23 protein-coding genes and 1 tRNA gene are annotated in these 19,570 nt (G+C 51.9%); 18 read left to right on the top strand and 6 right to left on the bottom strand.

Annotated features, from left to right (window positions below; genetic code table 11):
• The first annotated feature begins 1 nt into the window (after position 1).
• From Q9292_RS11535 to Q9292_RS11525, 3 genes are read left to right on the top strand one after another with little or no spacing between them, the layout of a single operon-like run.
• On the top strand, positions 2-475 hold the full coding sequence (locus Q9292_RS11535; protein WP_313988167.1) for a molybdenum cofactor biosynthesis protein MoaE: 474 nt from the start codon (positions 2-4) through the stop codon (positions 473-475).
• The gene (locus tag Q9292_RS11530; RefSeq protein ID WP_275355674.1) at positions 476-2,641 is read left to right on the top strand and encodes a Lon protease family protein; all 2,166 of its coding nucleotides are present in this window, start codon (positions 476-478) and stop codon (positions 2,639-2,641) included.
• Positions 2,642-2,644: 3 nt separating this feature from the next.
• Positions 2,645-3,070 (top strand): RNA-binding S4 domain-containing protein, encoded by a 426-nt coding sequence (locus Q9292_RS11525; RefSeq protein ID WP_313988163.1) that lies wholly within the window; start codon positions 2,645-2,647, stop codon positions 3,068-3,070.
• A gap of 1 nt (position 3,071) precedes the next feature.
• On the opposite strand, the gene epsA is transcribed toward Q9292_RS11525, so the two are convergent.
• On the bottom strand, positions 3,072-3,851 hold the full coding sequence (epsA, locus tag Q9292_RS11520) for an XrtB/PEP-CTERM-associated transcriptional regulator EpsA (protein ID WP_275355671.1): 780 nt from the start codon (positions 3,849-3,851) through the stop codon (positions 3,072-3,074).
• A gap of 232 nt (positions 3,852-4,083) precedes the next feature.
• Between epsA and Q9292_RS11515 the strand changes: the two genes are divergently transcribed.
• From Q9292_RS11515 to radA, 8 genes are all read left to right on the top strand, one after another.
• A complete protein-coding gene (locus tag Q9292_RS11515; protein ID WP_194748044.1) occupies positions 4,084-4,416 on the top strand; it encodes a hypothetical protein in 333 nt (110 codons plus the stop codon).
• Between the two features lie 119 nt (positions 4,417-4,535).
• Positions 4,536-4,910, top strand: a complete 375-nt coding sequence (rpsF, locus tag Q9292_RS11510) for a 30S ribosomal protein S6 (RefSeq protein WP_194748042.1) — start codon at positions 4,536-4,538, stop codon at positions 4,908-4,910.
• 5 nt (positions 4,911-4,915) lie between these two features.
• Positions 4,916-5,206: a primosomal replication protein N gene (gene priB / locus Q9292_RS11505; RefSeq protein WP_313988157.1), complete on the top strand. Its 291-nt coding sequence runs from the start codon at positions 4,916-4,918 to the stop codon at positions 5,204-5,206.
• 19 nt (positions 5,207-5,225) lie between these two features.
• Complete coding sequence (gene rpsR / locus Q9292_RS11500; RefSeq protein WP_024929836.1) at positions 5,226-5,459, top strand: 30S ribosomal protein S18; 234 nt, start codon at positions 5,226-5,228, stop codon at positions 5,457-5,459.
• A 21-nt stretch (positions 5,460-5,480) separates the two neighbouring features.
• Complete coding sequence (rplI, locus tag Q9292_RS11495; RefSeq protein ID WP_194748038.1) at positions 5,481-5,930, top strand: 50S ribosomal protein L9; 450 nt, start codon at positions 5,481-5,483, stop codon at positions 5,928-5,930.
• Between the two features lie 204 nt (positions 5,931-6,134).
• A complete protein-coding gene (gene dnaB / locus Q9292_RS11490) occupies positions 6,135-7,517 on the top strand; it encodes a replicative DNA helicase (RefSeq protein ID WP_194748036.1) in 1,383 nt (460 codons plus the stop codon).
• Positions 7,517-8,584 carry an alanine racemase gene (alr, locus tag Q9292_RS11485; RefSeq protein WP_313988151.1) on the top strand — a complete coding sequence of 356 codons (1,068 nt, stop codon included), beginning with the start codon at positions 7,517-7,519 and terminating at the stop codon, positions 8,582-8,584. The genes dnaB and alr overlap by 1 nt, the downstream gene beginning before the upstream one ends.
• A complete protein-coding gene (gene radA / locus Q9292_RS11480; RefSeq protein ID WP_275355658.1) occupies positions 8,577-9,932 on the top strand; it encodes a DNA repair protein RadA in 1,356 nt (451 codons plus the stop codon). The genes alr and radA overlap by 8 nt, the downstream gene beginning before the upstream one ends.
• Before the next feature lie 111 nt (positions 9,933-10,043).
• On the opposite strand, the gene Q9292_RS11475 is transcribed toward radA, so the two are convergent.
• Positions 10,044-10,355 (bottom strand): hypothetical protein, encoded by a 312-nt coding sequence (locus Q9292_RS11475; protein WP_313988149.1) that lies wholly within the window; start codon positions 10,353-10,355, stop codon positions 10,044-10,046.
• A 268-nt stretch (positions 10,356-10,623) separates the two neighbouring features.
• Between Q9292_RS11475 and Q9292_RS11470 the strand changes: the two genes are divergently transcribed.
• Complete coding sequence (locus Q9292_RS11470; RefSeq protein WP_275355654.1) at positions 10,624-10,899, top strand: hypothetical protein; 276 nt, start codon at positions 10,624-10,626, stop codon at positions 10,897-10,899.
• A gap of 18 nt (positions 10,900-10,917) precedes the next feature.
• Here the strand turns inward: Q9292_RS11470 and hpnE are convergent, their stop codons facing one another.
• From hpnE to hpnC, 3 genes are read right to left on the bottom strand one after another with little or no spacing between them, the layout of a single operon-like run.
• Positions 10,918-12,270 carry a hydroxysqualene dehydroxylase HpnE gene (gene hpnE / locus Q9292_RS11465; RefSeq protein ID WP_313988146.1) on the bottom strand — a complete coding sequence of 451 codons (1,353 nt, stop codon included), beginning with the start codon at positions 12,268-12,270 and terminating at the stop codon, positions 10,918-10,920.
• Complete coding sequence (gene hpnD, locus Q9292_RS11460; RefSeq protein WP_275355651.1) at positions 12,267-13,109, bottom strand: presqualene diphosphate synthase HpnD; 843 nt, start codon at positions 13,107-13,109, stop codon at positions 12,267-12,269. Before hpnD ends, hpnE begins: the two co-directional genes overlap by 4 nt.
• Entirely contained in the window at positions 13,106-13,975 is an 870-nt protein-coding gene (gene hpnC / locus Q9292_RS11455; protein WP_275355649.1) for a squalene synthase HpnC, read from the bottom strand. The genes hpnD and hpnC overlap by 4 nt, the downstream gene beginning before the upstream one ends.
• A gap of 67 nt (positions 13,976-14,042) precedes the next feature.
• Between hpnC and Q9292_RS11450 the strand changes: the two genes are divergently transcribed.
• From Q9292_RS11450 to Q9292_RS11425, 6 genes are all read left to right on the top strand, one after another.
• Positions 14,043-14,798: an S-methyl-5'-thioinosine phosphorylase gene (locus tag Q9292_RS11450; protein ID WP_313988142.1), complete on the top strand. Its 756-nt coding sequence runs from the start codon at positions 14,043-14,045 to the stop codon at positions 14,796-14,798.
• Positions 14,799-14,819: 21 nt separating this feature from the next.
• On the top strand, positions 14,820-15,353 hold the full coding sequence (gene def, locus Q9292_RS11445) for a peptide deformylase (RefSeq protein WP_313988140.1): 534 nt from the start codon (positions 14,820-14,822) through the stop codon (positions 15,351-15,353).
• 25 nt (positions 15,354-15,378) lie between these two features.
• Positions 15,379-15,468: transfer RNA gene (locus Q9292_RS11440), tRNA-Ser, on the top strand.
• Between the two features lie 68 nt (positions 15,469-15,536).
• Positions 15,537-15,812 (top strand): cupin domain-containing protein, encoded by a 276-nt coding sequence (locus Q9292_RS11435; protein ID WP_194748017.1) that lies wholly within the window; start codon positions 15,537-15,539, stop codon positions 15,810-15,812.
• An 89-nt stretch (positions 15,813-15,901) separates the two neighbouring features.
• On the top strand, positions 15,902-16,189 hold the full coding sequence (locus Q9292_RS11430) for a cupin domain-containing protein (RefSeq protein WP_409934498.1): 288 nt from the start codon (positions 15,902-15,904) through the stop codon (positions 16,187-16,189).
• Positions 16,190-16,357: 168 nt separating this feature from the next.
• Positions 16,358-16,897: a PEP-CTERM sorting domain-containing protein gene (locus Q9292_RS11425; RefSeq protein WP_313988137.1), complete on the top strand. Its 540-nt coding sequence runs from the start codon at positions 16,358-16,360 to the stop codon at positions 16,895-16,897.
• 70 nt (positions 16,898-16,967) lie between these two features.
• Here the strand turns inward: Q9292_RS11425 and Q9292_RS11420 are convergent, their stop codons facing one another.
• Complete coding sequence (locus tag Q9292_RS11420) at positions 16,968-19,544, bottom strand: [protein-PII] uridylyltransferase (protein WP_313988135.1); 2,577 nt, start codon at positions 19,542-19,544, stop codon at positions 16,968-16,970.
• Positions 19,545-19,570: the final 26 nt, after the last annotated feature.

The following is a 19,570-nucleotide window of genomic DNA, read 5'->3' as shown; positions in this document are numbered from 1 at the left end:
TTTGAGCAAGCTGCCATTTCTGGATATTTCTGTTCAGCCTGAGGATTTTGACCTGGCCAGCGAGTTGCAGCGCTTGCGTCTAGCCTCGCCAGAGGCCGGTGCGCTGGTGAATTTTGTCGGCTGGGTAAGAGAGCACGCCAGTGAGGGTCAGTTAAGCCAGATGTTAATCGAACACTATCCTGGCATGACCGAAAAGGCCTTGCAGGGTATTGCGCAACAGGCGGCCAGTCGCTGGCCATTGCTCGGGGTGCGTATCATCCACCGTGTCGGCCTATTGGCTGCTCAGGCGCAGATTGTGCTGGTGGCCGCTACCAGCTTGCACCGCCAGGCAGCCTTTGAAGCCTGTGCCTTTATGATGGACTATTTAAAGACCGATGCGCCGTTCTGGAAAAAAGAAATTGGCGCGTTTGGCGAACACTGGGTAGAAGCCCGTGCCTCTGATGAACAAGCAAAACAACAATGGAAACAGCCCTAAATGATGCAAGTCCTCAGTCCTGAAGAAATGACCGTTTCCTACAAACTGTCACCCATGTCATTTGAGTCCACCGCAGACCTGCTGGATGCGAGTGAGCTTAGCCTGACCGACTACGGCTGGAAACTACAGCCAGAAGCACAGAAAACACTGATGATGGGCCTGTCGCTGCAACAGGATGGCTGTAATGTGCTGGTGCTGGGGACGCCTGGTTCTGGTCGAGCCGGACTCACACTGGCGGCGATGAAAGCCTCTGCCATGACCGGGATTGATACCACGCTGACCGACCTGGTGGCGCTGTATGATTTTAGCCAGCAATCCTGCGCCAACTACATCAAGCTGCCGGCCGGGCTGGGCGCCCAGTTGCGGACTGTGATGGAATCGTTTATCAAGTCGCTGGTGGCCGAGATGCAGCAATGGGTGGATGCCAATGGCCAGGTCAATTTTTCGCAGGCCGAAACCTGGCTTGAGGAGCGCGTGGATGGTTTGCGCTCGCAATTAAGCAGCGCCAAGTTATCGCCATTTTTTAATCTGATCAAACCCGAGGTGCTGGGGTATCTGCAAGCCTGGCAGCAAGTCGGCAGTGAGGGCGACAGCGGCACTGACGGCTTGGTCAATGACGGCTTCTTATCGCGTTTTCGGGTGAATCTGCTGGTCGATCAGCGCGCTAACCTCACCTCCGGCATCAAGCAGCCTGTGGTGGAAGACAAAGATCCCGGCTTTGCCGCCTTGTTTGGCATGCTGGAAACCGCTGCAGGAGAGTCGGCGCAATGGCCGGAGTTCTTACGCTTGCGTGCCGGCAGTGTGCACCAGGCCGATGGAGGCATGTTGCTGCTGCATTTGCGTGATCTGATGCAAGACGAAGGCAACGGCAGTGCCTTGCTCGAAAAGCTTTACCGTCTCATGCGTAACCGCGAGGTGCAGATTGAAGACTGGGCCAACCATGCACAGCAAGGGGCTGGCGGCAATCGCCATGGCGCCTTGCCGGTCCATGTCAAAATTGTCATGATTGCCAGCCGCGAAGATTATTACGACTGCCTTGAAGCGCAGCCCGATTTCTTTGACTTCTTTCCGGTAAAAGTCGAGTTTGAAGACCGCGTTGCCGCGACGCTGGACAATTATGCCTGGGTGGCCGGCTATATTGCGCGTAAATGCCAGCAACAGGTGATGCCACATTTTACGAGCGCGGCGGTGAATGTGCTGTTGCAGTTCATGCACAGGCTAGAAGAGGACCAAGGCCGTATCAGTACGCGCTTTGTGCATTTGGATCAGCTCATGCATGAGAGTGCTGCAGTGGCTGCTGAAGCACGTCTGGTGACCGATGCGCATGTCAAGCAGGCCCTGTCTGCGCGCTTGTTGCGTCAGCAGTTTTTTGAAACACAGATTCGTGACTCGATTATTGATAATGAGTTATTGATTCAGGTGCATGGCAGTGTGGTCGGGCAGGTGAATGGCCTCACGCATATCGAGTTGGGCGACGCCAGTTTTGGTTCGCCTATCCGGATTACCGCCCGTTGTTATCCAGGCCGCAGTGGCGTGATCAATATTGACCGCGAAGTGAATATGAGCGGCCCTACGCATGACAAAGGCATTTATATTCTGCAAAACTGGCTAAGTGCCAGTTTTTGGGCGTTGGCACCGTTGAGCCTGAACGCTTCGCTGGTGTTTGAGCAAGAATATAATGGCGTAGAAGGCGACTCTGCCTCCTGTGCCGAATTGTTTGCGCTGTTATCTGCGCTGACTGGCTTGCCGATCAAGCAAGGCATGGCCGTCACCGGCGCCCTCAACCAGTTTGGCGAAGTGATGCCGATTGGTGGCGTCAATGAAAAAATCGAGGGCTATTTCCGCGTCTGCCAGGCCTTGGGCTTAAACGGCGAGCAGGGCGTCATTATCCCCAAACGTAACCAGCGTCACCTGCTGCTGGATGAGACCGTCGTCACGGCCGTGAATAATGGCATGTTCAAAATTATTGCCATTGACCATGTGCTGGAAGGCATTGCCCATCTGACCGACTGCGAAGCCGGCGTGCAAGAGGCGGATGGCACCTATCAGGGTGATACGCTCATGGCGCGCGCGCAAGCTGCACTCGCCAGCTACCGGCAAACGCTGGAACGTAATCAGGCGCGTATGGCCTATATCCAGCAACAACAAGACCATCAACATTTCTGATTTATGCCACGCACGCATCACCGCAAGCAAGAAGCGCCGCCAGAAAAAGACGACGGTTGCCGTCTGGACAAATGGCTATGGGCCGCCCGTTTTTTTAAAACACGCAGTCTGGCGGCCGACGCCGTTGATGCCGGCAAGGTGCGCATTGATGGCGACCGCGCCAAAAATGCACGCGAAATGAAGCCCGGCATGCGCGTAAGTATTAAAAACAAGGATATGCAGATAGAGGTGGAAGTGCTGACGCTCAGCAATGTAAGGCGCGGCGCGCCCGAAGCCGCCTTGCTATACCGCGAGACCGAAGAAAGCCAACGAATACGCCAGCAGATGAAAGAGAGCGGGGCGGAGCATTTTGCCGAGCGCGACCGTGGCATGGGGCGTCCGACCAAGCGTCAAATGCGCGAGATTCAGCGCTTTACTGGACGCGGTTAGTCTAGCTTGGCCTGCGGGCGCCATTGCTCAGCCCGGTTTTGGCTACCGCTTGTGCCCGGCAAGAAACATCCAGTTTCTGGAAAATGCGTTTGAGATGGTTTTTGACCGTATTGGCACTGATATGCAGGATCATGCCTATCTCCAGATTGGTTTTGCCACTACGCACCCAATGCAGAATCTCCTGCTCGCGGTCTGATAACCCGCCTTGCGCCATACTGTCCAGCAGGTCCTCGTCTTTAATCACCGGTTTCAGGTGTCCAATACGGCGGATCGCCGCATCCAGGTGCGGCATGATCATGCCCAGCATCTGGTCTGGCACATGAAACTCTTTGGTGCGGTCAAAAAACACATAAATACAGTCTGATTTGCCACGGGTATCGCGTACGCCATACACCATGAGCGAATGCATTTTTATCAACTGCTGCGTGAACGGGTTGGGCGACTGTGCATGAATGCCCGTGGCATCAAAACGGTTAATCACAAACCATTTTTCGTCGTTTTCTACCCAGCGTTTGTACAGGTTGCACATCAGGTAGTTCACAATGGCAGAGTCTTCCAGTAAGCGCTGGGTAGACATTTCCGGGATTGCAGAAGAGACATCAAAATGCAGTTCGCCAGTGCTGAAGTCGCCCCACGCTGCCAATAGCGCATCGTGCCGCATCAGTGGATGAATGTCTTGTTTCAGCCATTGAAAGAATTCAATATGCCGTTTAATCGCATATGATTTCTGTATGGCTTGCAAAATGCCTTCCCAATGGGTTTGTTTTTTTTGTACCAGCATGCAATGACCTCAAACGGTAATGAGCAGGGCAGCATTGCCCGATGTTTCATGGTTTAAGGGTTTTACGGCATAGGCTGGCAATTCTTTAACCATGCATGTGGGAATCCTTGCAAAGTGCGCACTTGATATGGCGCAAGGGTTGAACGATTTGGCCACATCGTTTTCCTACTACTTGGGGCCTTAAGGTAAAATAAGGCTGGTGTGATGAGATGGCTTTAAGGTCCAGACATTCATGGGTATTTTGAAAAGACTTCCTGGTGGCGTGCGTTACCCTAGCTATAAAGAATGGCAGCTGCTCAAGAAACTGCCTAAATGGTGGCTATTGGGGAGCGTGGTGTTTGCTGCCCCCATTGCTTATGACTGGTGGCAGTCAGGCGATTTGCTGGCTCATGACCTGGAACGCAACTCCATGTTTTTGGGCTTGCTGTTTACCTTCTGGTTCTTTATCGGTGCCGCCATGATAGGCCTGATCGTGATCATTATCATGAAAGGGCCTGGCTACGTCGCTGACCCTTATTACCTGCCAAAAGAAGACAAATCCCTAGAGAATCCGCCTAAAACATAATCGGTTCTTGATCAATCCTTCAAAAAGGGTTTATAATCGCGTGCTTTGCAACCTTGCCACACTTTGATCAGGCATTCTTAAGTTTGATCCGAAGGTGGCTTTAACCATAAGGAAATCTCATGCGACACTATGAAATCGTGTTTATTGTTCACCCTGACCAGAGTGAACAAGTGCCTGCGATGATTGAGCGTTACCGCGCACAAATCACAGGTAATGGCGGCAACATCCACCGTCTGGAAGACTGGGGCCGTCGTCAACTTGCCTATCCAATCCAAAAAGTACACAAAGCACACTACGTGTTGATGAACATCGAGTGCAGCCAAGAAGTGCTGGAAGAGTTGGAGCATGGCTTCAAATTTAATGATGCTGTATTACGTCACCTGACCATCGCGACGAAAACAGCGGTCACCGCACCAAGCCCAATGATGAAAGAGGAAAAATCCAAAACCATCGTTGGTGACGCACCTGCTGCTAGCACAGAGGCGGCTGCTTAAGTGTTGTGAATACGCTGGTGATTGCAGCGACGGTTCAAGTAGTTGAAACGTTGCGATACACACCGGCAGGCTTGCCCTTGTTGCGATTGCAATTGCAACATGATTCAGAGCAGCTAGAGGCTGGGATGAATCGGAAGGTACAGTGTCAGTTACCCGCAGTGATTATTGGTGAAAAAGCCAATTTGCCATTGCAAAGCGGCGATCAGATCAAAGTGAAGGGTTTTCTGGCACAGCGCAGTGCAAAAAGCACACAAGTGGTACTGCACATACAAGAGTTACAGCGAATACAGTATTAAAGAATTTAAGGAGTTTCAAATGGCAAGAGATATGTACAAACGTCGCCGTTACTGCCGTTTTAGCGCAGAAGGCATCAAAGAAGTTGACTACAAAGACGTAGATCTGTTGAAAGATTTCGTTTCTGAAAACTTCAAAATCATCCCAGCCCGTATGACTGGTACCAAGGCTAAATACCAACGTCAATTGACAACCGCGGTAAAACGCGCACGTTTCCTGGCGCTGATGCCTTACACAGACAAACACCCAGGTTAATCGGCGGCTTAGGAGAACAACATGCAAGTAATCTTATTGGAAAAAGTAGCAAACCTGGGTTCCCTGGGTGACGTGGTTAAAGTGAAGGACGGTTACGGCCGCAACTTCCTGATCCCACAAGGTAAAGCAAAACGCGCGACCGAAGCGAACAAGGCAGTGTTTGCTGCTCAGCGCGCCGAGTTGGAAAAACAACAGGCAGACCTGTTGGCCGCAGCACAAGCGCGTGGCGAAAAACTGGCTGGTTTTGTACTGACAGTCGCTCAAAAAGCCGGTGTGGATGGCCGTCTGTTCGGTTCCGTGACTAACATGGACATCGCTGAAGGCTTGCAAGCGCAAGGTCACGAAGTGAAAAAAGCTGAAGTGCGCCTGCCTAACGGCCCACTGAAGACCATTGGTGATTTCGCTGTGAGCGTGGCATTGCACCACGACGTAGTGGTAGACATCACTGTGACTGTGACGCCAGAAGCCTAATCAGGCATCTGCATGCATGACAGGAAAAGGCTACTTCGGTAGCCTTTTTGCTTTTTTGCCACAAAGCGTTATTTGATAACGTACCAATAAAGTACATGAGGTTTTTCTCTATCTCCTCTGCGATCTCTGTGGCTAAAGTATTTTTAATCTTTCATCTGTTCTGAAACCCAAAAATGCCAGTCAGCTTTTCGGTATAATCGCCAGATGGCTGATGAACAACTCGAATTCTTAAAACTCCCTCCACATTCCATTGAAGCTGAGCAGTCCGTGCTGGGCGGCCTGTTGCTGGATAACGAAGCGCTGGACAAGATTGCCGATATTCTGGCACCGCAGGATTTCTACCAGCATGACCATAAACTGATTTATGAACATATCGCACGGCTGATTGAGCGCAACCAGCCAGCCGATATTGTGACGGTTGCTGAATCGCTTGAAAACAGTGGTGAGTTGACCACGGTTGGTGGTGTGGCTTATCTGGGCGCGCTGGCGCAAAATACGCCCACCGCTGCCAATATCCGCCGCTATGCCGAAATTGTGCATGAGCGCTTTGTCATGCGCCAACTGGTCGCAGTGGGCACTGATATTGCCGAAAGTGCTTACCAACCGAATGGTCGCGATGCACAGCAGTTACTGGATGAAGCCGAAGCCAAGATTTTCCAGATTGCCGAAGGCGGTAACCGCAAGAGCCAGGGCTTTTTGGGCATGCAAGTGCTTTTGCCACAAGTGGCTGACCGCATTGACTACCTGTACTCACGCGAAAATCATTCTGATGTGACGGGGATCCCCACCGGCTTTACCGATCTTGACTCCATGACCTCCGGCCTGCAAGGCGGTGACATGGTGATTATTGCCGGTCGTCCGTCCATGGGTAAAACCGCGTTTGCAATTAATATTGCTGAGAATGTCGCGCTTGAGACCAATAAAGCGGTCGCTATTTTCTCGATGGAGATGGGGGCAACACAGCTGACCACGCGTATGATCGGCTCAATTGGCCGCCTCGACCAGCACAAAATGCGTAATGGTAACCTTGAGGATGAGGACTGGGAAAAGCTAACCACCGCGCTGGGCAAATTGAACGAGGCGCCGATTTATATTGATGAAGGGGCCGGCTTAAGCAGCTTTGACGTGCGGGCGCGTGCCCGTCGCTTGCATCGGCAAACAGGTGAACTTGGTCTGATTGTGATCGACTATTTGCAGTTGATGAGCTCACCAGCCGGCCGCCAGGGCGAAAACCGTGCAACCGAGATTTCAGAAATTTCACGTTCGCTGAAGGCATTGGCCAAAGAACTCAATGTGCCGCTGATTGCGATTTCGCAGCTTAACCGTAGCGTGGACCAACGGCCAGACAAGCGCCCGGTGATGAGTGACTTGCGCGAATCCGGCGCGATTGAACAAGATGCTGACTTGATCATGTTCGTGTATCGCGATGAGTATTACAACCCGGACAGTGCCGAAAAAGGCACTGCCGAAATTATTATTGCAAAACAGCGTAACGGCCCGATTGGCCGGGTGCGCCTGACCTTTATGGGTGCGCATACGCGCTTTGCCGACTATGCCAATGCGGCCTACATGCCGGACGAGTATTAATGCGTCCGATTGTTGCTCATCTGTCTTTAGCTGCGCTTAGACACAATCTGGCGCAGGTCAAACGTTACGCGCCAGCTGCGAAGATCATCTCCGTTGTCAAAGCTAATGCTTATGGTCACGGTTTGCTCAATGCGGCACAAGGGCTCAGCGAAACAGATGCTTTCGCTGTGCTCAATCCTAGTGAAGCCATCGCGTTGCGTGAAGCGGGTTATACGCAGCCCATATTGTTACTTGAAGGGGTGTTTGCGCCCGAGCAATTGCTTGAGGTCGACAGATACCGGCTGGATATTGTCGTGCACCAGATGCAGCAGATTGCCTGGTTGCAGCAGGCCGCATTGAGTGCCCCCATTCGAGTGTTTCTCAAGTTAGATAGCGGCATGCACAGGCTTGGCTTGTCGCCAGCCGAGTATCCGCAGGCGTTATCTGCTCTTGCTGCATGCGCCAATGTGTGCGAGATCGTCATGATGACGCATTTTGCCAATGCGGATCTCGCGGATGGCGTTGAGCAGGCCATGCACACCGTGGACGCGGTCATGGCCAATCAGCCTTATGCGCGCTCCCTGGCGAATTCGGCTGCCGTGATTCAGCAGCCGCAAACCCATGCCGATTGGGTGCGGCCTGGGATCATGTTGTATGGTGCCTCGCCGATTGCCGACCAGCATGCTTCCATGCTGGGCCTGAAACCTGTCATGACCTTGCAGTCCGCTATTATCGCCTTGCAGTCAATTCAGGCCGGTGAAAGTGTCGGATATGGCAGCTTGTTTACCGCAGATCAGCCGACCAAGGTCGGGATTGTCGCCTGTGGTTACGCCGACGGCTATCCCCGACATGCGCCAACAGGGACGCCGATTGCCGTTAATGGTCAATTGACCCGTACGCTAGGGCGCGTGTCTATGGATATGCTGGCGGTAGATGTCACCGGTATCCCTGACGCAACCGTTGGCAGCATTGTGGAATTATGGGGTGAGCAAGTCCCTGTAGATGAGGTTGCGCAAGCAGCGGGGACCATAGGCTACGAATTATTATGTGCGGTCACCGCCAGGGTCCCGTTCAAGCACTATGGCTAAAGCAAAAACACAATACACCTGCACCGAATGCGGTGCCACTGAGCCTAAATGGCAAGGCCAGTGCCCGAGCTGCCATGCCTGGAACACGCTGGTAGAGACGGTGCCGGAAGCGGCAACGACAAGCCGGTTTGCCAGTCTGGCGCCAACCGCCCAATTACAAAAACTGGCTGATGTTGAGGCGCAGGATGTGTCCCGTCAGGCGACTGGCATTACCGAGTTTGATCGGGTGCTGGGTGGCGGGCTGGTGGCGGGCGGTGTGGTGCTCATCGGTGGCGATCCTGGCATTGGTAAATCGACCTTGTTGCTGCAAACCGTGTGCAAGGTTTCGCAATCGCTCAAAGCGTTTTATATCAGCGGTGAGGAGTCTGCGCAGCAAATTGCCATGCGGGCACATCGCCTGGGGCTGGATGCGAGCCAGGTCGATGTGCTGGCGGAAATCAATCTCGAAAAAATCAGCCAGGTATTGCAGCAGCATCAGCCGGACGTGGTGGTGATAGACTCGATTCAGACCGTGTATTCCGAGGCTTTGCAGTCTGCACCAGGCTCGGTGGCGCAAGTGCGTGAATGTTCTGCGCAACTCACTCGGGTGGCCAAACAACTTGGGATCAGCATGATTCTGGTTGGTCATGTGACCAAAGAAGGCTCGCTGGCGGGCCCGCGAGTGCTGGAGCACATTGTCGACAGCGTGCTGTACTTTGAGGGCGACCAGAATTCGAGTTTCAGGCTGATTCGCGCGTTTAAAAACCGGTTTGGTGCGGTCAATGAACTCGGTGTGTTTGCCATGACCGAAAAGGGTCTGCGCGAAGTCAGCAATCCTTCCGCCTTGTTTTTATCGCACCATGAATCGCCGGTGCCTGGCTCCTGTATCACGGTCACGCAAGAAGGCACACGGCCTTTGCTGGTCGAAATCCAGGCGCTGGTGGATACGGCACATGCGCCCAATCCCAAGCGCTTGTGCGTGGGCCTGGAGCAGAACAGGCTGGCTATGTTGCTGGCGGTGTTGCACCGGCATGCGGGGGTGGCCTGTTATGACCAGGATGTGTTTATCAATGCCGTCGGTGGTGTCAAAATCAGTGAGCCTGCGGTGGATCTGGCAGTGTTACTGGCGATTGTTTCATCGTTGAAAAACAAACCGTTGCCAAACAAGCTGATTGTCTTCGGTGAAGTGGGCTTGGCTGGCGAAGTGCGACCCGTGCAGCGGGGCCAGGAACGTCTTAAGGAAGCTGCCAAACTGGGTTTTACCCATGCCATTATCCCCAAAGCAAATGCGCCCAAAGGCGGTATTGCCGGTATGCAGGTTGAGGCTGTGGATAGGCTGGAACAGGCCATAGACGTCATGCGTGCATAAAAAAATGGCAACGATAGATGGGAGTCCTATCGTTGCCTAAGGATGAGGTTGCCCAGAAGAGGGTAGGCAACCACAGGGAAGTCGGTTCACTCAAGCGGCTTGATGGCCGTGTCAAAAAAACTCGTTTTGATTCGGGTTATCTGTCTTTAATTTTTCTATATTTCTGGCCGTTCTTTGTTTTACAGACGGGTCACGCGCGAGTGGATCCTGGGTGAGTTGGCGTTGGTTCAGTTTCTCCTGGCAATCGCGCAAAGCCTGCTCGTCATCAGCCAAACGGATGCACTCTGCATGCTCGCCCAGTTGTTTGAGGATGCGTACTTTTTCCCCTGTCAGGTTTGCGTAATCTTCTGTCGGTAATATATCTGAAGCGAAGATTGACATGTGGACGAATAAGCCGGTGGCCATGACGGTCGCATATTTCATGCTTAACTCCTTTCAATCAATGACATTGAAAACAGTATAAAAAACCCACTGGGTTCTGTCAGTTACAAAGGCCGCGCATTTTGTAGGCATTTGTAGCGAGTTCGATACAGAGCAGAGATCGCGTGCATCACCAATAATTTTAATTTATATAAAAGTAATTGTCATAAAAATTTAATGCAACTATTCCTACAAAATGTAGGCCGAACCAAAGTCAGATTCACAAAAATATGACAATAAGATGACGATATGTATTAAAGGAGAAAAAATAATGAAAAAAATCATTTTTCTTTTGCCACTGTTAATGACGGCTTGTGCCAGTGTCAGCCCGCAGCAATATACAGGCAACAATGGTAAAACGGGCTATACCCTGACATGCAGTGAATTCAACACGACCTGGGAGCAATGCCAGCGCAAGGCGGGTGAACAGTGTGCCGGGGGGTATGAGCTAGACAAACGTTTGTCTTACACCGAAACCTTCCCTGATAGCGGTGATGGGATTTACAGACCAGCGAATAATCACCTGGCGGTGGTGTGTAAAGGCTAATCGCCTGTCTTGGCGCTGCTAGCCCAGTAATCGCGCAATTGCTTGCGCAGCGGCCTCACCGCTACGGATCGCACTTTCTATGGTGGCCGGATAAGGGCTCGCGACATAGTCTCCGGCTAAAAAGATGCGGGCATGTGCGGTTTGAGGGCCAGGCCGCTTTAAAGCCGGGCTGCAACTGAAGGTGGCGCGTTTTTCTGTGATGATTTTTGTCCACAGAGGTGCTTGCGGCAAAGTCATGTCGTAGTTGCCGAGCGCAGCATTAATCTCATTAAGGCAATGTGTGACCAGGACGGCCTTGTCCATCTCAAAGGGCGCATGTGCACTGATGACTACGGCGAGCAAGCCGGCCTGGTCACAGCACTGCCCGCGGTCAAACACCCATTGTGCCCAGCCGCCGCATAAGCCCATGATGGGGTGCGGCAAGCGCACCTGATCGCTGAATTGCAGGTAAATGGTGGTAATGGGTTGATACTCGCGCCAGGGCAGCGTAGGTGCGCCTGCGATGGTTTTCAGTTGGTGTGGTCCGACCGCAAGCACCACCGCATCAAACACTTCTTGTTGCTGATGCGTCAGCTTGCAACCATGCTCAAAAGCCTCGATGGCGGTGACAGTGGTCCCTAGCCTGACTGCAACCCCCTGTGTTTGTAGCTGCGTTAACAGCGGCTGAATGAGGGCGGTGGACAAATCAGATCTAGCCACTAGAAAGTCACTGTCCTGACGACGATGCTGAAAACTATCCCTGAGTACATTTAAAAATACCTGTGCACTGGCAAGCGCTAGCGGCGTGTTCAGTGCAGCCAGGCATAAGGGCTCCCACAAGTACTTGATCGCCAGTGGCGTTTGGTGGGCTTGAGTCAGTAAGCCGGATAGCGGCATATCCTGCGCAAGCGTAAAAGCGGTTGTTTGTAACTGCCGCATCCAGCAGATGGCCCACCATTTACTTTTCCAGTCCAGTCCGGTCGCGGTGATTAAGCCCCACAGCAGATGCAGCGGGGCGGGTAGCCATTCTGGGGTGACCAGCGAAATACGATGCTGGCCATCGTGCATGTGCAATGCCAGCGGCAAGCGCTTGAACACATGCCTGTGATCCAGGCCGGCATCGCGTAGCAAGGCCAGCGTGGCATGATAGGCGCCCAGGCAAAGATGTTGGCCGTTATCCAGCGTGGTTGAAGAGTGCGATACCCCACGTGCACGGCCACCTGCCTGCGGGGCGGCCTCAAAGACGCATACTTGATAGCCTTGCTGACCTAAGCGCAAGGCCGTAGACAACCCGGCCAGACCGGCGCCAATCACCGCTACTCTGCGAAGCTTCGCGGTGGCGCTAACGGTTGGGGATGTTTTCTGACTAGCCCTGGATAACACTGCACTCATGAACGGCGGGATTTAAACCAGGCGCCCAGCGCCAAGGTGAGCTTTCTAAATGGCGGCAACGCAATTTTATGGTTAAGTACCAGGTTGGGATCTTGTTTGATTTCCTGCAGCAATGTTCGGTAAATGGCCGCCATCATCAATCCTGGTAATTGGGCTTTCCGATCTTCTGGCGGGAGCTGCTGCAGGGCTTTGTCATAAAACAGTTCCGCGCGGGCAATCTGCTTGAGCAGCAAGGCCTGCGTTTGCGGCGTGGCTTCGCTATTAAGCAGTTGTTGCTCAGTGACACTGTCACGCTCCAGCTCATCCAGTGGAATATAAATGCGTCCGCGCCGCGCATCTTCGCCGACATCGCGGATGATATTGGTCAGTTGAAACGCCATGCCCAAGTCATGCGCGTATTGCAAGGTGGCCGGATTTTTATAGCCAAAAATTTGCGCTGACAGCAAGCCGACCACACTTGCCACACGGTAACAGTACAGGCCCAGCTGTTCAAAATCCGCATAGCGATTGTATTGCGTATCCATTTGCATGCCATCGATGATTTCAATGAAATGGCTTTCTTGCAAACCATAGGTTTTGATGACGGGCTCTAAGGCTTTCGTCACCGGATGTTGCGGCGTGGCATGAAACAGCCGCTCAACTTCCTGTTTCCACCAGCCAAGCTTGGTTTGGGCGATCTGGTAGTCGGTACACTCATCCACCACATCATCCACTTCGCGGCAAAAGGCATACAGCGCCGTCATCGCCTCGCGCTTGGCTTTGGGTAAAAAAGCAAAACTCAGCGTGAAGCTGGAACCGCTCTCACGGGTTTTTTGCAGGCAATATTGTTGCGGCGTCATTGTTTAAACAGGGCTTTCAGCAAAATCAGTGGCCAATCATAGGCTTTCAAGGTCGGGCGGTGATGGTAAATATCGCCACGACAGGATTTTAATTTATGCACGATACGTTCGCCACCGGCAATCATCATGCGCAACTCAAAACCGATCCGTCCAGGTAAGGCGCGTCCTAACGGTTTGCCAGCCTTTAACATGGCCTCAGCACGCCCCACTTGTGTCAAAAAGAACTGTTGCCAGTGGCTGTCCAGCCGTTGAGCTCGCAAATCCTGCTCACTGATGCCTGCCGCCAGCATGTCCTCCTGGCTCAGGTAAATCCGTCCGACGGCCCCATGTTTTTGCAGGTCTAGCGCAATGTCCTGATAAAAGTTAATCAGTTGCAGCGCGCTGCATATTTGATCGGACCACAGCCGGTGTTGCGTGCTGTCACTGCCATACAGTTGCAGCATCAGGCGGCCGACCGGATTTGCCGAGCGGCGGCAATAATCCAGTACTTCCTCAAAGTTGGCATAACGGGTTTTCACCACATCCTGTTTGAAAGCATCGATGAGGTCGATCAACAGTTGGACATCGAGAGTGTGAGTCCGGATCACCGCTTGCAACGATTGAAACAATGGCTGTGAGGGCTGTATATAGGCCTGGATCAATAATAACTCATCTTCATAAGCCTGCAGGGCTTGCAGGCGCTCGATTTCGCTCGCGTTGCCTTCGTCTGCAATATCGTCTGCCTCGCGCGCAAACTGGTAAATGACCGTCACTGCATGACGTAAATGGGCCGGTAACAGCAAGGATGCAACCGGAAAGTTTTCGTAATGCGTGTGTGCCAGTGTCAGGCTAGGTTGGGGCTGGGCGGGCTTGGAAAAGGCATGCATGGCTTAAGTATGCCATAAATCCATGATACGCTTACGCCTTGCAGATGAACAATCATAAAGAGAACTTATGTTAGGCATTATTGGGGGCACTGGGCTCACCGCACTGGATAATTTGAACATTTCTAAGCGCTTGATCGTGCGCACGCCATATGGGGAACCTTCGCAGCCCTTAGTCTTTGGCGAAATCAATGGCAAAGAAGTGGTGTTTTTAGCCCGTCATGGTGGTGGGCATACGATTCCGCCACATGCGATCAATTACCGGGCCAATGTCTGGGCCCTGCATTCGGTCGGCGTCTGTGATTTGCTGGCAGTGGCCACGGTGGGCGGCATTACGCGTAATCTGATCCCGGGAGATATCGTCTTGCCTAACCAGATACTCGATTACACTTATGGCCGCAATAACACCTATCACGATGGCATAGAGCTGCCTGTGCGGCATGTAGACTTCACACAACCTTATTCTCAAGCCATGCGTGAACGCTGTCTCAAAGCCGCTGTCGATGTGGGCTGCAGCGTGGTGGATGGCGGTGTGTATGCTTGCGTGCAAGGGCCGCGCCTGGAGACCGCCGCAGAGATAGACCGCTATGAGCGGGATGGTGCCACCCTTGTCGGCATGACCGGCATGCCGGAAGCGGTATTGGCGCGTGAATTGGGCGTGTCTTATGCGGCCATCTGCCCGGTAGCCAATTTTGCGGCTGGTCGCGGTGATAGTACACAATCCATCCAGTTTGAGCAGGTCATGCCTTTGCTGCAGCAAACCATGGATAAAGTCCGTGCCGTCATTGCGCAATACCTGTCAGATAATGATTGTTCTGTGGCTTAAACGGTAGTCAGAGGAGCAGAAATGGCAGTCAAACCTGTGCTGAGAATGGGCGAGCCTTTACTTTACCGGATAGCAGACAAGGTCACCGAGTTTGATACGCCCGAGTTGCATGCCTTGATTCAGGATATGCAGGACACGATGACGCATATGCAGGGCGCAGGCATTGCCGCGCCACAAATTGGTGTCAGCTTGCAGGTGGTGATGTTCGGCGTCGGTGCCAATCCGCGTTATCCGGATGCCGAAGCCGTGCCTTTTACGATTTTGATCAACCCCGAACTCACACCTGTGGATGAGGCAGAAGAAGAGGGTTGGGAAGGGTGTCTGTCTGTGCCTGGCATGCGCGGCCTGGTGCCACGTTATCAGCATCTGCATTACCGTGGCTTTGACCCGCAAGGTAACGTGATTGACCGCACGGTGAGCGGCTTTCATGCGCGGGTGGTCCAGCATGAATGTGACCACTTATTTGGTGTGCTTTACCCGATGCGTATCCGTGATCTGACAAAATTTGGCTTTAATGATGTACTTTTTCCTGGAATAACGCTTCCAGATGACTGATTGTTTGCTATAATGCGCGCTTTCGGGAAGAGTGGCAGAGCGGTTTAATGCAACAGTCTTGAAAACTGTCGAGGGTTCACGCCCTCCGTGAGTTCGAATCTCACCTCTTCCGCCAGACATGAAATGCCGCAGTTTTGCGGCATTTCTATTTGCAGTTTTTTATATTTACATGAAGGAACCGTCATGGCTCAAATCATTATCGATAGCAACCCATCCCAAGAGAAATTGAACGAGCTGGGCGTGTCCAGCTGGAACATTTGGGATTGCCCTCCATCAAAATTTCCACTCGACTTCACCATGACTGAAAAAGCCTATGTGTTGGAAGGTGAATTCAAAGTGACGCCAGCTGGTGGCGAAACTGTTACCATCAAAGCAGGTGACTATGTAGAGTTTCCAAAAGGCCTGAAATCCCAGTGGGAAGTGGTCAAGCAATTGAAAAAACACTACAAACACTTTTAATTGAAGTGGTAGTATGATGAAAACCCTGTCAATCCGGCAGGGTTTTTTGTTGATGGGCCTCCGTTCCCGTAAGCAGGAAAGGAATACACATGAGTCATCATCCAGTGAATCAAATTAAGGTCGAGCGTCCCAGTGCAGAGAGGCTGGCCTTACTCGGAGTAGATCAGTGGCCAACCTGGTCAAAAGAAGTCTCTATTTTCCCCTGGCAATATAGCACTAGCGAGATTGCTTATATCTTGCAGGGGGAGGTGACCGTGACACCTAAAGATGGCGAGCCAGTGAATTTTGGGGCGGGTGACTTAGTCACCTTTGCCAGTGGGCTGGATTGTGTGTGGGAAGTCAAACAGCCGTTGAAAAAGCATTACCATTTTGAGTGAGTTCAACGACAAGTGCCAAAAAATCCCTAAGCCTATACTGTTAGGCTATCAGAAACTGATTTGAATCGGGAGGCGCGTTGCTCGCTAGGCCAAATGGGCTATTGCCATTATGGGCTGGTCTCTATAAAATGGCTTTAAAATCAATTAATTATTTGGTGAGGTTAGCATATGAAGATCGCTTCAGTTCTCGCAATGGCAGCTTTGATATTCTCTTCCGGTGCTTATGCCGGACTCAATGGGAGTACGGTAAGTTCTACATACTACTACAACGGCGGAGCTTATGCTTTTGGCAACTCAGCCACCACATTCAATGCAGTGGGTACCTCCGCAGATTTGGTATTTGGTTCTTTTAACGTTAGTGTGACAGATAACCAAATTACTTATACCTTTCTTAAAGATAGTTTTTTTGATTATTCAGCACCGTCCTATACCAGCAATGGGATTGTAATCAACAGTGGTAATTTGTTGAGCTTTACGGGCGCAGATCGCATTACTAGTGTGACCTATGACTCACAGTCTTTCCAAACTACAGATCTCAGCTTCACTTTTAATGATAATCAAGTCGGCCTGAATTGGGAGAATGTCTCTTTTACAGCGGGTTCAAAAGTGATTTTAAATTTGGTGACAACCCCAGTGCCTGAGCCTGAAAATCTTGCATTGTTGTTGGCTGGGCTGGGTTTGATTGCCGTACGGCGTCGACAACTATAAGTGATGGAACTTCTACAAAAAGCCCTTGGCATTGCTTGCCAAGGGCTTTTTGCTTGTCTTAAGACCACTATCAAAGCGTGTTCAATGCAGATTTGAGATCATCTAACTGTGCTTCATCGAGCATAGACCCATGGCAGTTTGAGATTAAAAAACTATCTTCTACCCGGTTGCCTAAGGTGTTGATTTTGGCATTATGTAATGCAATGCCATGTTGCTGAAAAATCAGCGCCATACTGGCCAATAATCCTGGGCGGTCATTGGCGATGATATCCAGCTGTTGAAAAGGCTGGTCTGCGTCCTGTGGATTGGGCACGGCTTTAAAACTCACTTGCGTGCTAATCGGCATATGTTTGACTTGCCTGCTGACCCGGCCGCGAATTGGCGCGGGAATCGCCTCATGGCTGATCAATTGCGTATTCAACCCTTGTTCAATATGCTTCAATAAGCCGTTATAGCTGATCTGCCGTGTTTCAGGTTCCAGCACAATAAAGTTATCCAGGGCATAGCCGTGAGCGGTGGTGTAAATCTTGGCCTGTACAATGTTGTATTGCATGCTGTCAAAAAAATGGCAGATACGGGCAAAAATCTCTTTTTGATCTCGGCTGTAGATCATCACCTGAATGCCGTCGCCTTTGGGGCTGAGCCGGGCACGCACAATGGCTTGTTCGGTATTGAGATGCGGAATCAGTAATCGGCTTTGCCAGGCGATTTCATCACTGTCAAAACGACTGAAATAGCCATTGCCAAAGGCTTGCCACAGGGCTGCCACGGAAGACTCTTTGAGGTTGAAGCTGCTGAGTTTTTGCAACACTTCCTGCTTGCGTAAGCTGAGCTGGGCTTCGGTATTCAGTGATTGTTGCAGCACTCGCCGCGTTTGCAAAAATAGGCTCTCGAGCAGTTTGGCCTTCCACGCATTCCACACATTCGGGCTGGTGCCACGAATGTCGGCCACCGTCAGTAAGTACAACGCTGTCAGGCGATATTCTGTCCCCACCAGATGCGCAAAGGCTTCAATCACATCGGGGTCAGATAAATCACTTTTTTGTGCCGTACTGGACAGTTTTAGGTGTGCCTCAACCAGCCAAGCGACTAGCTCTGTATCCGTTTTGCTTAAGCCATGTTGTTTGCAGAATCGGCGCGCGTCCAGGGTGCCCAGCAGCGAATGATCGCCGCCACGGCCTTTGGCAATGTCGTGAAAAATGGCTGCCAGATAGAGTAAATGTGGCTGGCTAAATGCATTAAATAGTTGGCTGCACAGCGGAAATTCGTGTCTCAAATCGGGTTTGGCAAAGCGTCTGAGGTTGCGCAAGACATTCAGCGTGTGCTCATCTACCGTATAGACATGAAACAGATCATGCTGCATTTGTGCGATGACGCGGCCAAATACCGGGATATAGCGGCCGAGGATGCCATAACGGTTCATGCGCCGCAGGCTGCGGTGCACACCTTCGCGGCTGTGCAAAATTTGCAGGAACAAGGCTTTGTGATTGGCGCGTTGTCTGAATTGATGGTTGATCAGCGGCTGTGCCGCCTGCAATGCACGTACGAGCGGCGCACTAAAGCCGGTAATTTCCGGGTATTGTTGCAGGAGTTGAAAACATTGCAAGATGGTTTCTGGCTTGCGTTGAAACAGGTCTGGCGCATTTGCACTTAGCAAGCCCTGAGACAGGCTAAAGTCTTCTGTTAATGCTTGCGGCGGCTTGGTTTCTGGCTGAATGCGTGCATGCAGTAATTTGAGCAGGACTTCATTTTCTATGATGACCGCTTTGGCACTCCGGTAAAAGCCTTGCATTAACTGTTCGCTGGCACGTTTTTGCGGATTGGTCTCATAGCCCATCTGCTCCGCCAGCGTGTTTTGAAAGTCGAATACCAGGCGGTCTTCCCGACGCTTGGCCATCAGGTGCAGGCGGATGCGCAGATTTTGCAGCAAACGTTCGTGTTTTTTGAGTTGAATGGCTTCATGCCGGCTTAATAACCCCGCCTGGGCAAGCGCGTTCCAATCACTGCCCAAGCCCTGGCTTTGCGCGACCCAAAGAACCATATGCAAATCCCTGAGGCCGCCTGGACTCTCTTTGACATTGGGTTCTAGGTTGTAAGCCGTGTCATGAAATTTGGCATGACGGATTTGTTGCTCACGCAGTTTTTCAGCAAAAAAACGGGCTTGGTCCAGCTGTGCATGCAGTAACTGCGTCAGGGACTGGAAAGTTTTTTTGTCTCCGCTCAGCCAGCGGGCTTCCAGCAGGTTGGTCATGATGGTGACATCCAGCTGCGCTTCGTCCAGGCACTCTTTGAGGCTGCGCACGCTATGACCGATATTGAGACCAATATCCCACAAGGTGCCAATCAGCGATTCAACCAGCGTCTGTAGCGCAGCATCGCTGTTTTCCGGCATCAGGATCAGCAAATCAATGTCCGAGTAGGGAAACATATCGCCACGGCCATAGCCGCCGACCGCAACCAGGCAAGCACTGTCTGGCAGGGCATAAGCCTGCCAAATCTGTTTAAGCAGTAGATCGAGTGAGCGCGTATGTTGTTGTAGCAGGCGTTTGGCTTGCGGCTTGGCCAGATAAGCATCGGCCAGTTGTTGACGTGTCAGTTGCACTGACGCTCGCCAATGCTTGAGATGTTCCTTGCCAATGACTGTCATGCGGGACTGACCATCGACATGCGTGC

This window comes from Methylophilus sp. VKM B-3414, assembly GCF_032248435.1.
Lineage (GTDB): Bacteria > Pseudomonadota > Gammaproteobacteria > Burkholderiales > Methylophilaceae > Methylophilus > Methylophilus glucosoxydans.
Note: the sequence above shows the minus strand (reverse complement) of the source record. Positions and strands in the feature narration are given on the sequence as shown.

Bases quoted from the DNA above. Each gene is read 5' to 3' on its own strand.
- radA (WP_275355658.1), top strand. From the start codon at position 8,577: ATGGCTAAAGCAAAAACACAATACACCTGCACCGAATGCGGTGCCACT.
- dnaB (WP_194748036.1), top strand. From the start codon at position 6,135: ATGGCTGATGAACAACTCGAATTCTTAAAACTCCCTCCACATTCCATT.
- Q9292_RS11515 (WP_194748044.1), top strand. From the start codon at position 4,084: ATGGGTATTTTGAAAAGACTTCCTGGTGGCGTGCGTTACCCTAGCTAT.
- Q9292_RS11420 (WP_313988135.1), bottom strand. From the start codon at position 19,544: ATGACAGTCATTGGCAAGGAACATCTCAAGCATTGGCGAGCGTCAGTG.
- Q9292_RS11430 (WP_409934498.1), top strand. From the start codon at position 15,902: ATGAGTCATCATCCAGTGAATCAAATTAAGGTCGAGCGTCCCAGTGCA.
- rplI (WP_194748038.1), top strand. From the start codon at position 5,481: ATGCAAGTAATCTTATTGGAAAAAGTAGCAAACCTGGGTTCCCTGGGT.
- Q9292_RS11525 (WP_313988163.1), top strand. From the start codon at position 2,645: ATGCCACGCACGCATCACCGCAAGCAAGAAGCGCCGCCAGAAAAAGAC.
- Q9292_RS11435 (WP_194748017.1), top strand. From the start codon at position 15,537: ATGGCTCAAATCATTATCGATAGCAACCCATCCCAAGAGAAATTGAAC.
- rpsF (WP_194748042.1), top strand. From the start codon at position 4,536: ATGCGACACTATGAAATCGTGTTTATTGTTCACCCTGACCAGAGTGAA.
- Q9292_RS11425 (WP_313988137.1), top strand. From the start codon at position 16,358: ATGAAGATCGCTTCAGTTCTCGCAATGGCAGCTTTGATATTCTCTTCC.
- hpnD (WP_275355651.1), bottom strand. From the start codon at position 13,109: ATGACGCCGCAACAATATTGCCTGCAAAAAACCCGTGAGAGCGGTTCC.
- Q9292_RS11450 (WP_313988142.1), top strand. From the start codon at position 14,043: ATGTTAGGCATTATTGGGGGCACTGGGCTCACCGCACTGGATAATTTG.
- hpnC (WP_275355649.1), bottom strand. From the start codon at position 13,975: ATGCATGCCTTTTCCAAGCCCGCCCAGCCCCAACCTAGCCTGACACTG.
- rpsR (WP_024929836.1), top strand. From the start codon at position 5,226: ATGGCAAGAGATATGTACAAACGTCGCCGTTACTGCCGTTTTAGCGCA.
- def (WP_313988140.1), top strand. From the start codon at position 14,820: ATGGCAGTCAAACCTGTGCTGAGAATGGGCGAGCCTTTACTTTACCGG.
- Q9292_RS11475 (WP_313988149.1), bottom strand. From the start codon at position 10,355: ATGAAATATGCGACCGTCATGGCCACCGGCTTATTCGTCCACATGTCA.
- hpnE (WP_313988146.1), bottom strand. From the start codon at position 12,270: ATGAGTGCAGTGTTATCCAGGGCTAGTCAGAAAACATCCCCAACCGTT.
- alr (WP_313988151.1), top strand. From the start codon at position 7,517: ATGCGTCCGATTGTTGCTCATCTGTCTTTAGCTGCGCTTAGACACAAT.
- Q9292_RS11470 (WP_275355654.1), top strand. From the start codon at position 10,624: ATGAAAAAAATCATTTTTCTTTTGCCACTGTTAATGACGGCTTGTGCC.
- Q9292_RS11530 (WP_275355674.1), top strand. From the start codon at position 476: ATGATGCAAGTCCTCAGTCCTGAAGAAATGACCGTTTCCTACAAACTG.
- epsA (WP_275355671.1), bottom strand. From the start codon at position 3,851: ATGCTGGTACAAAAAAAACAAACCCATTGGGAAGGCATTTTGCAAGCC.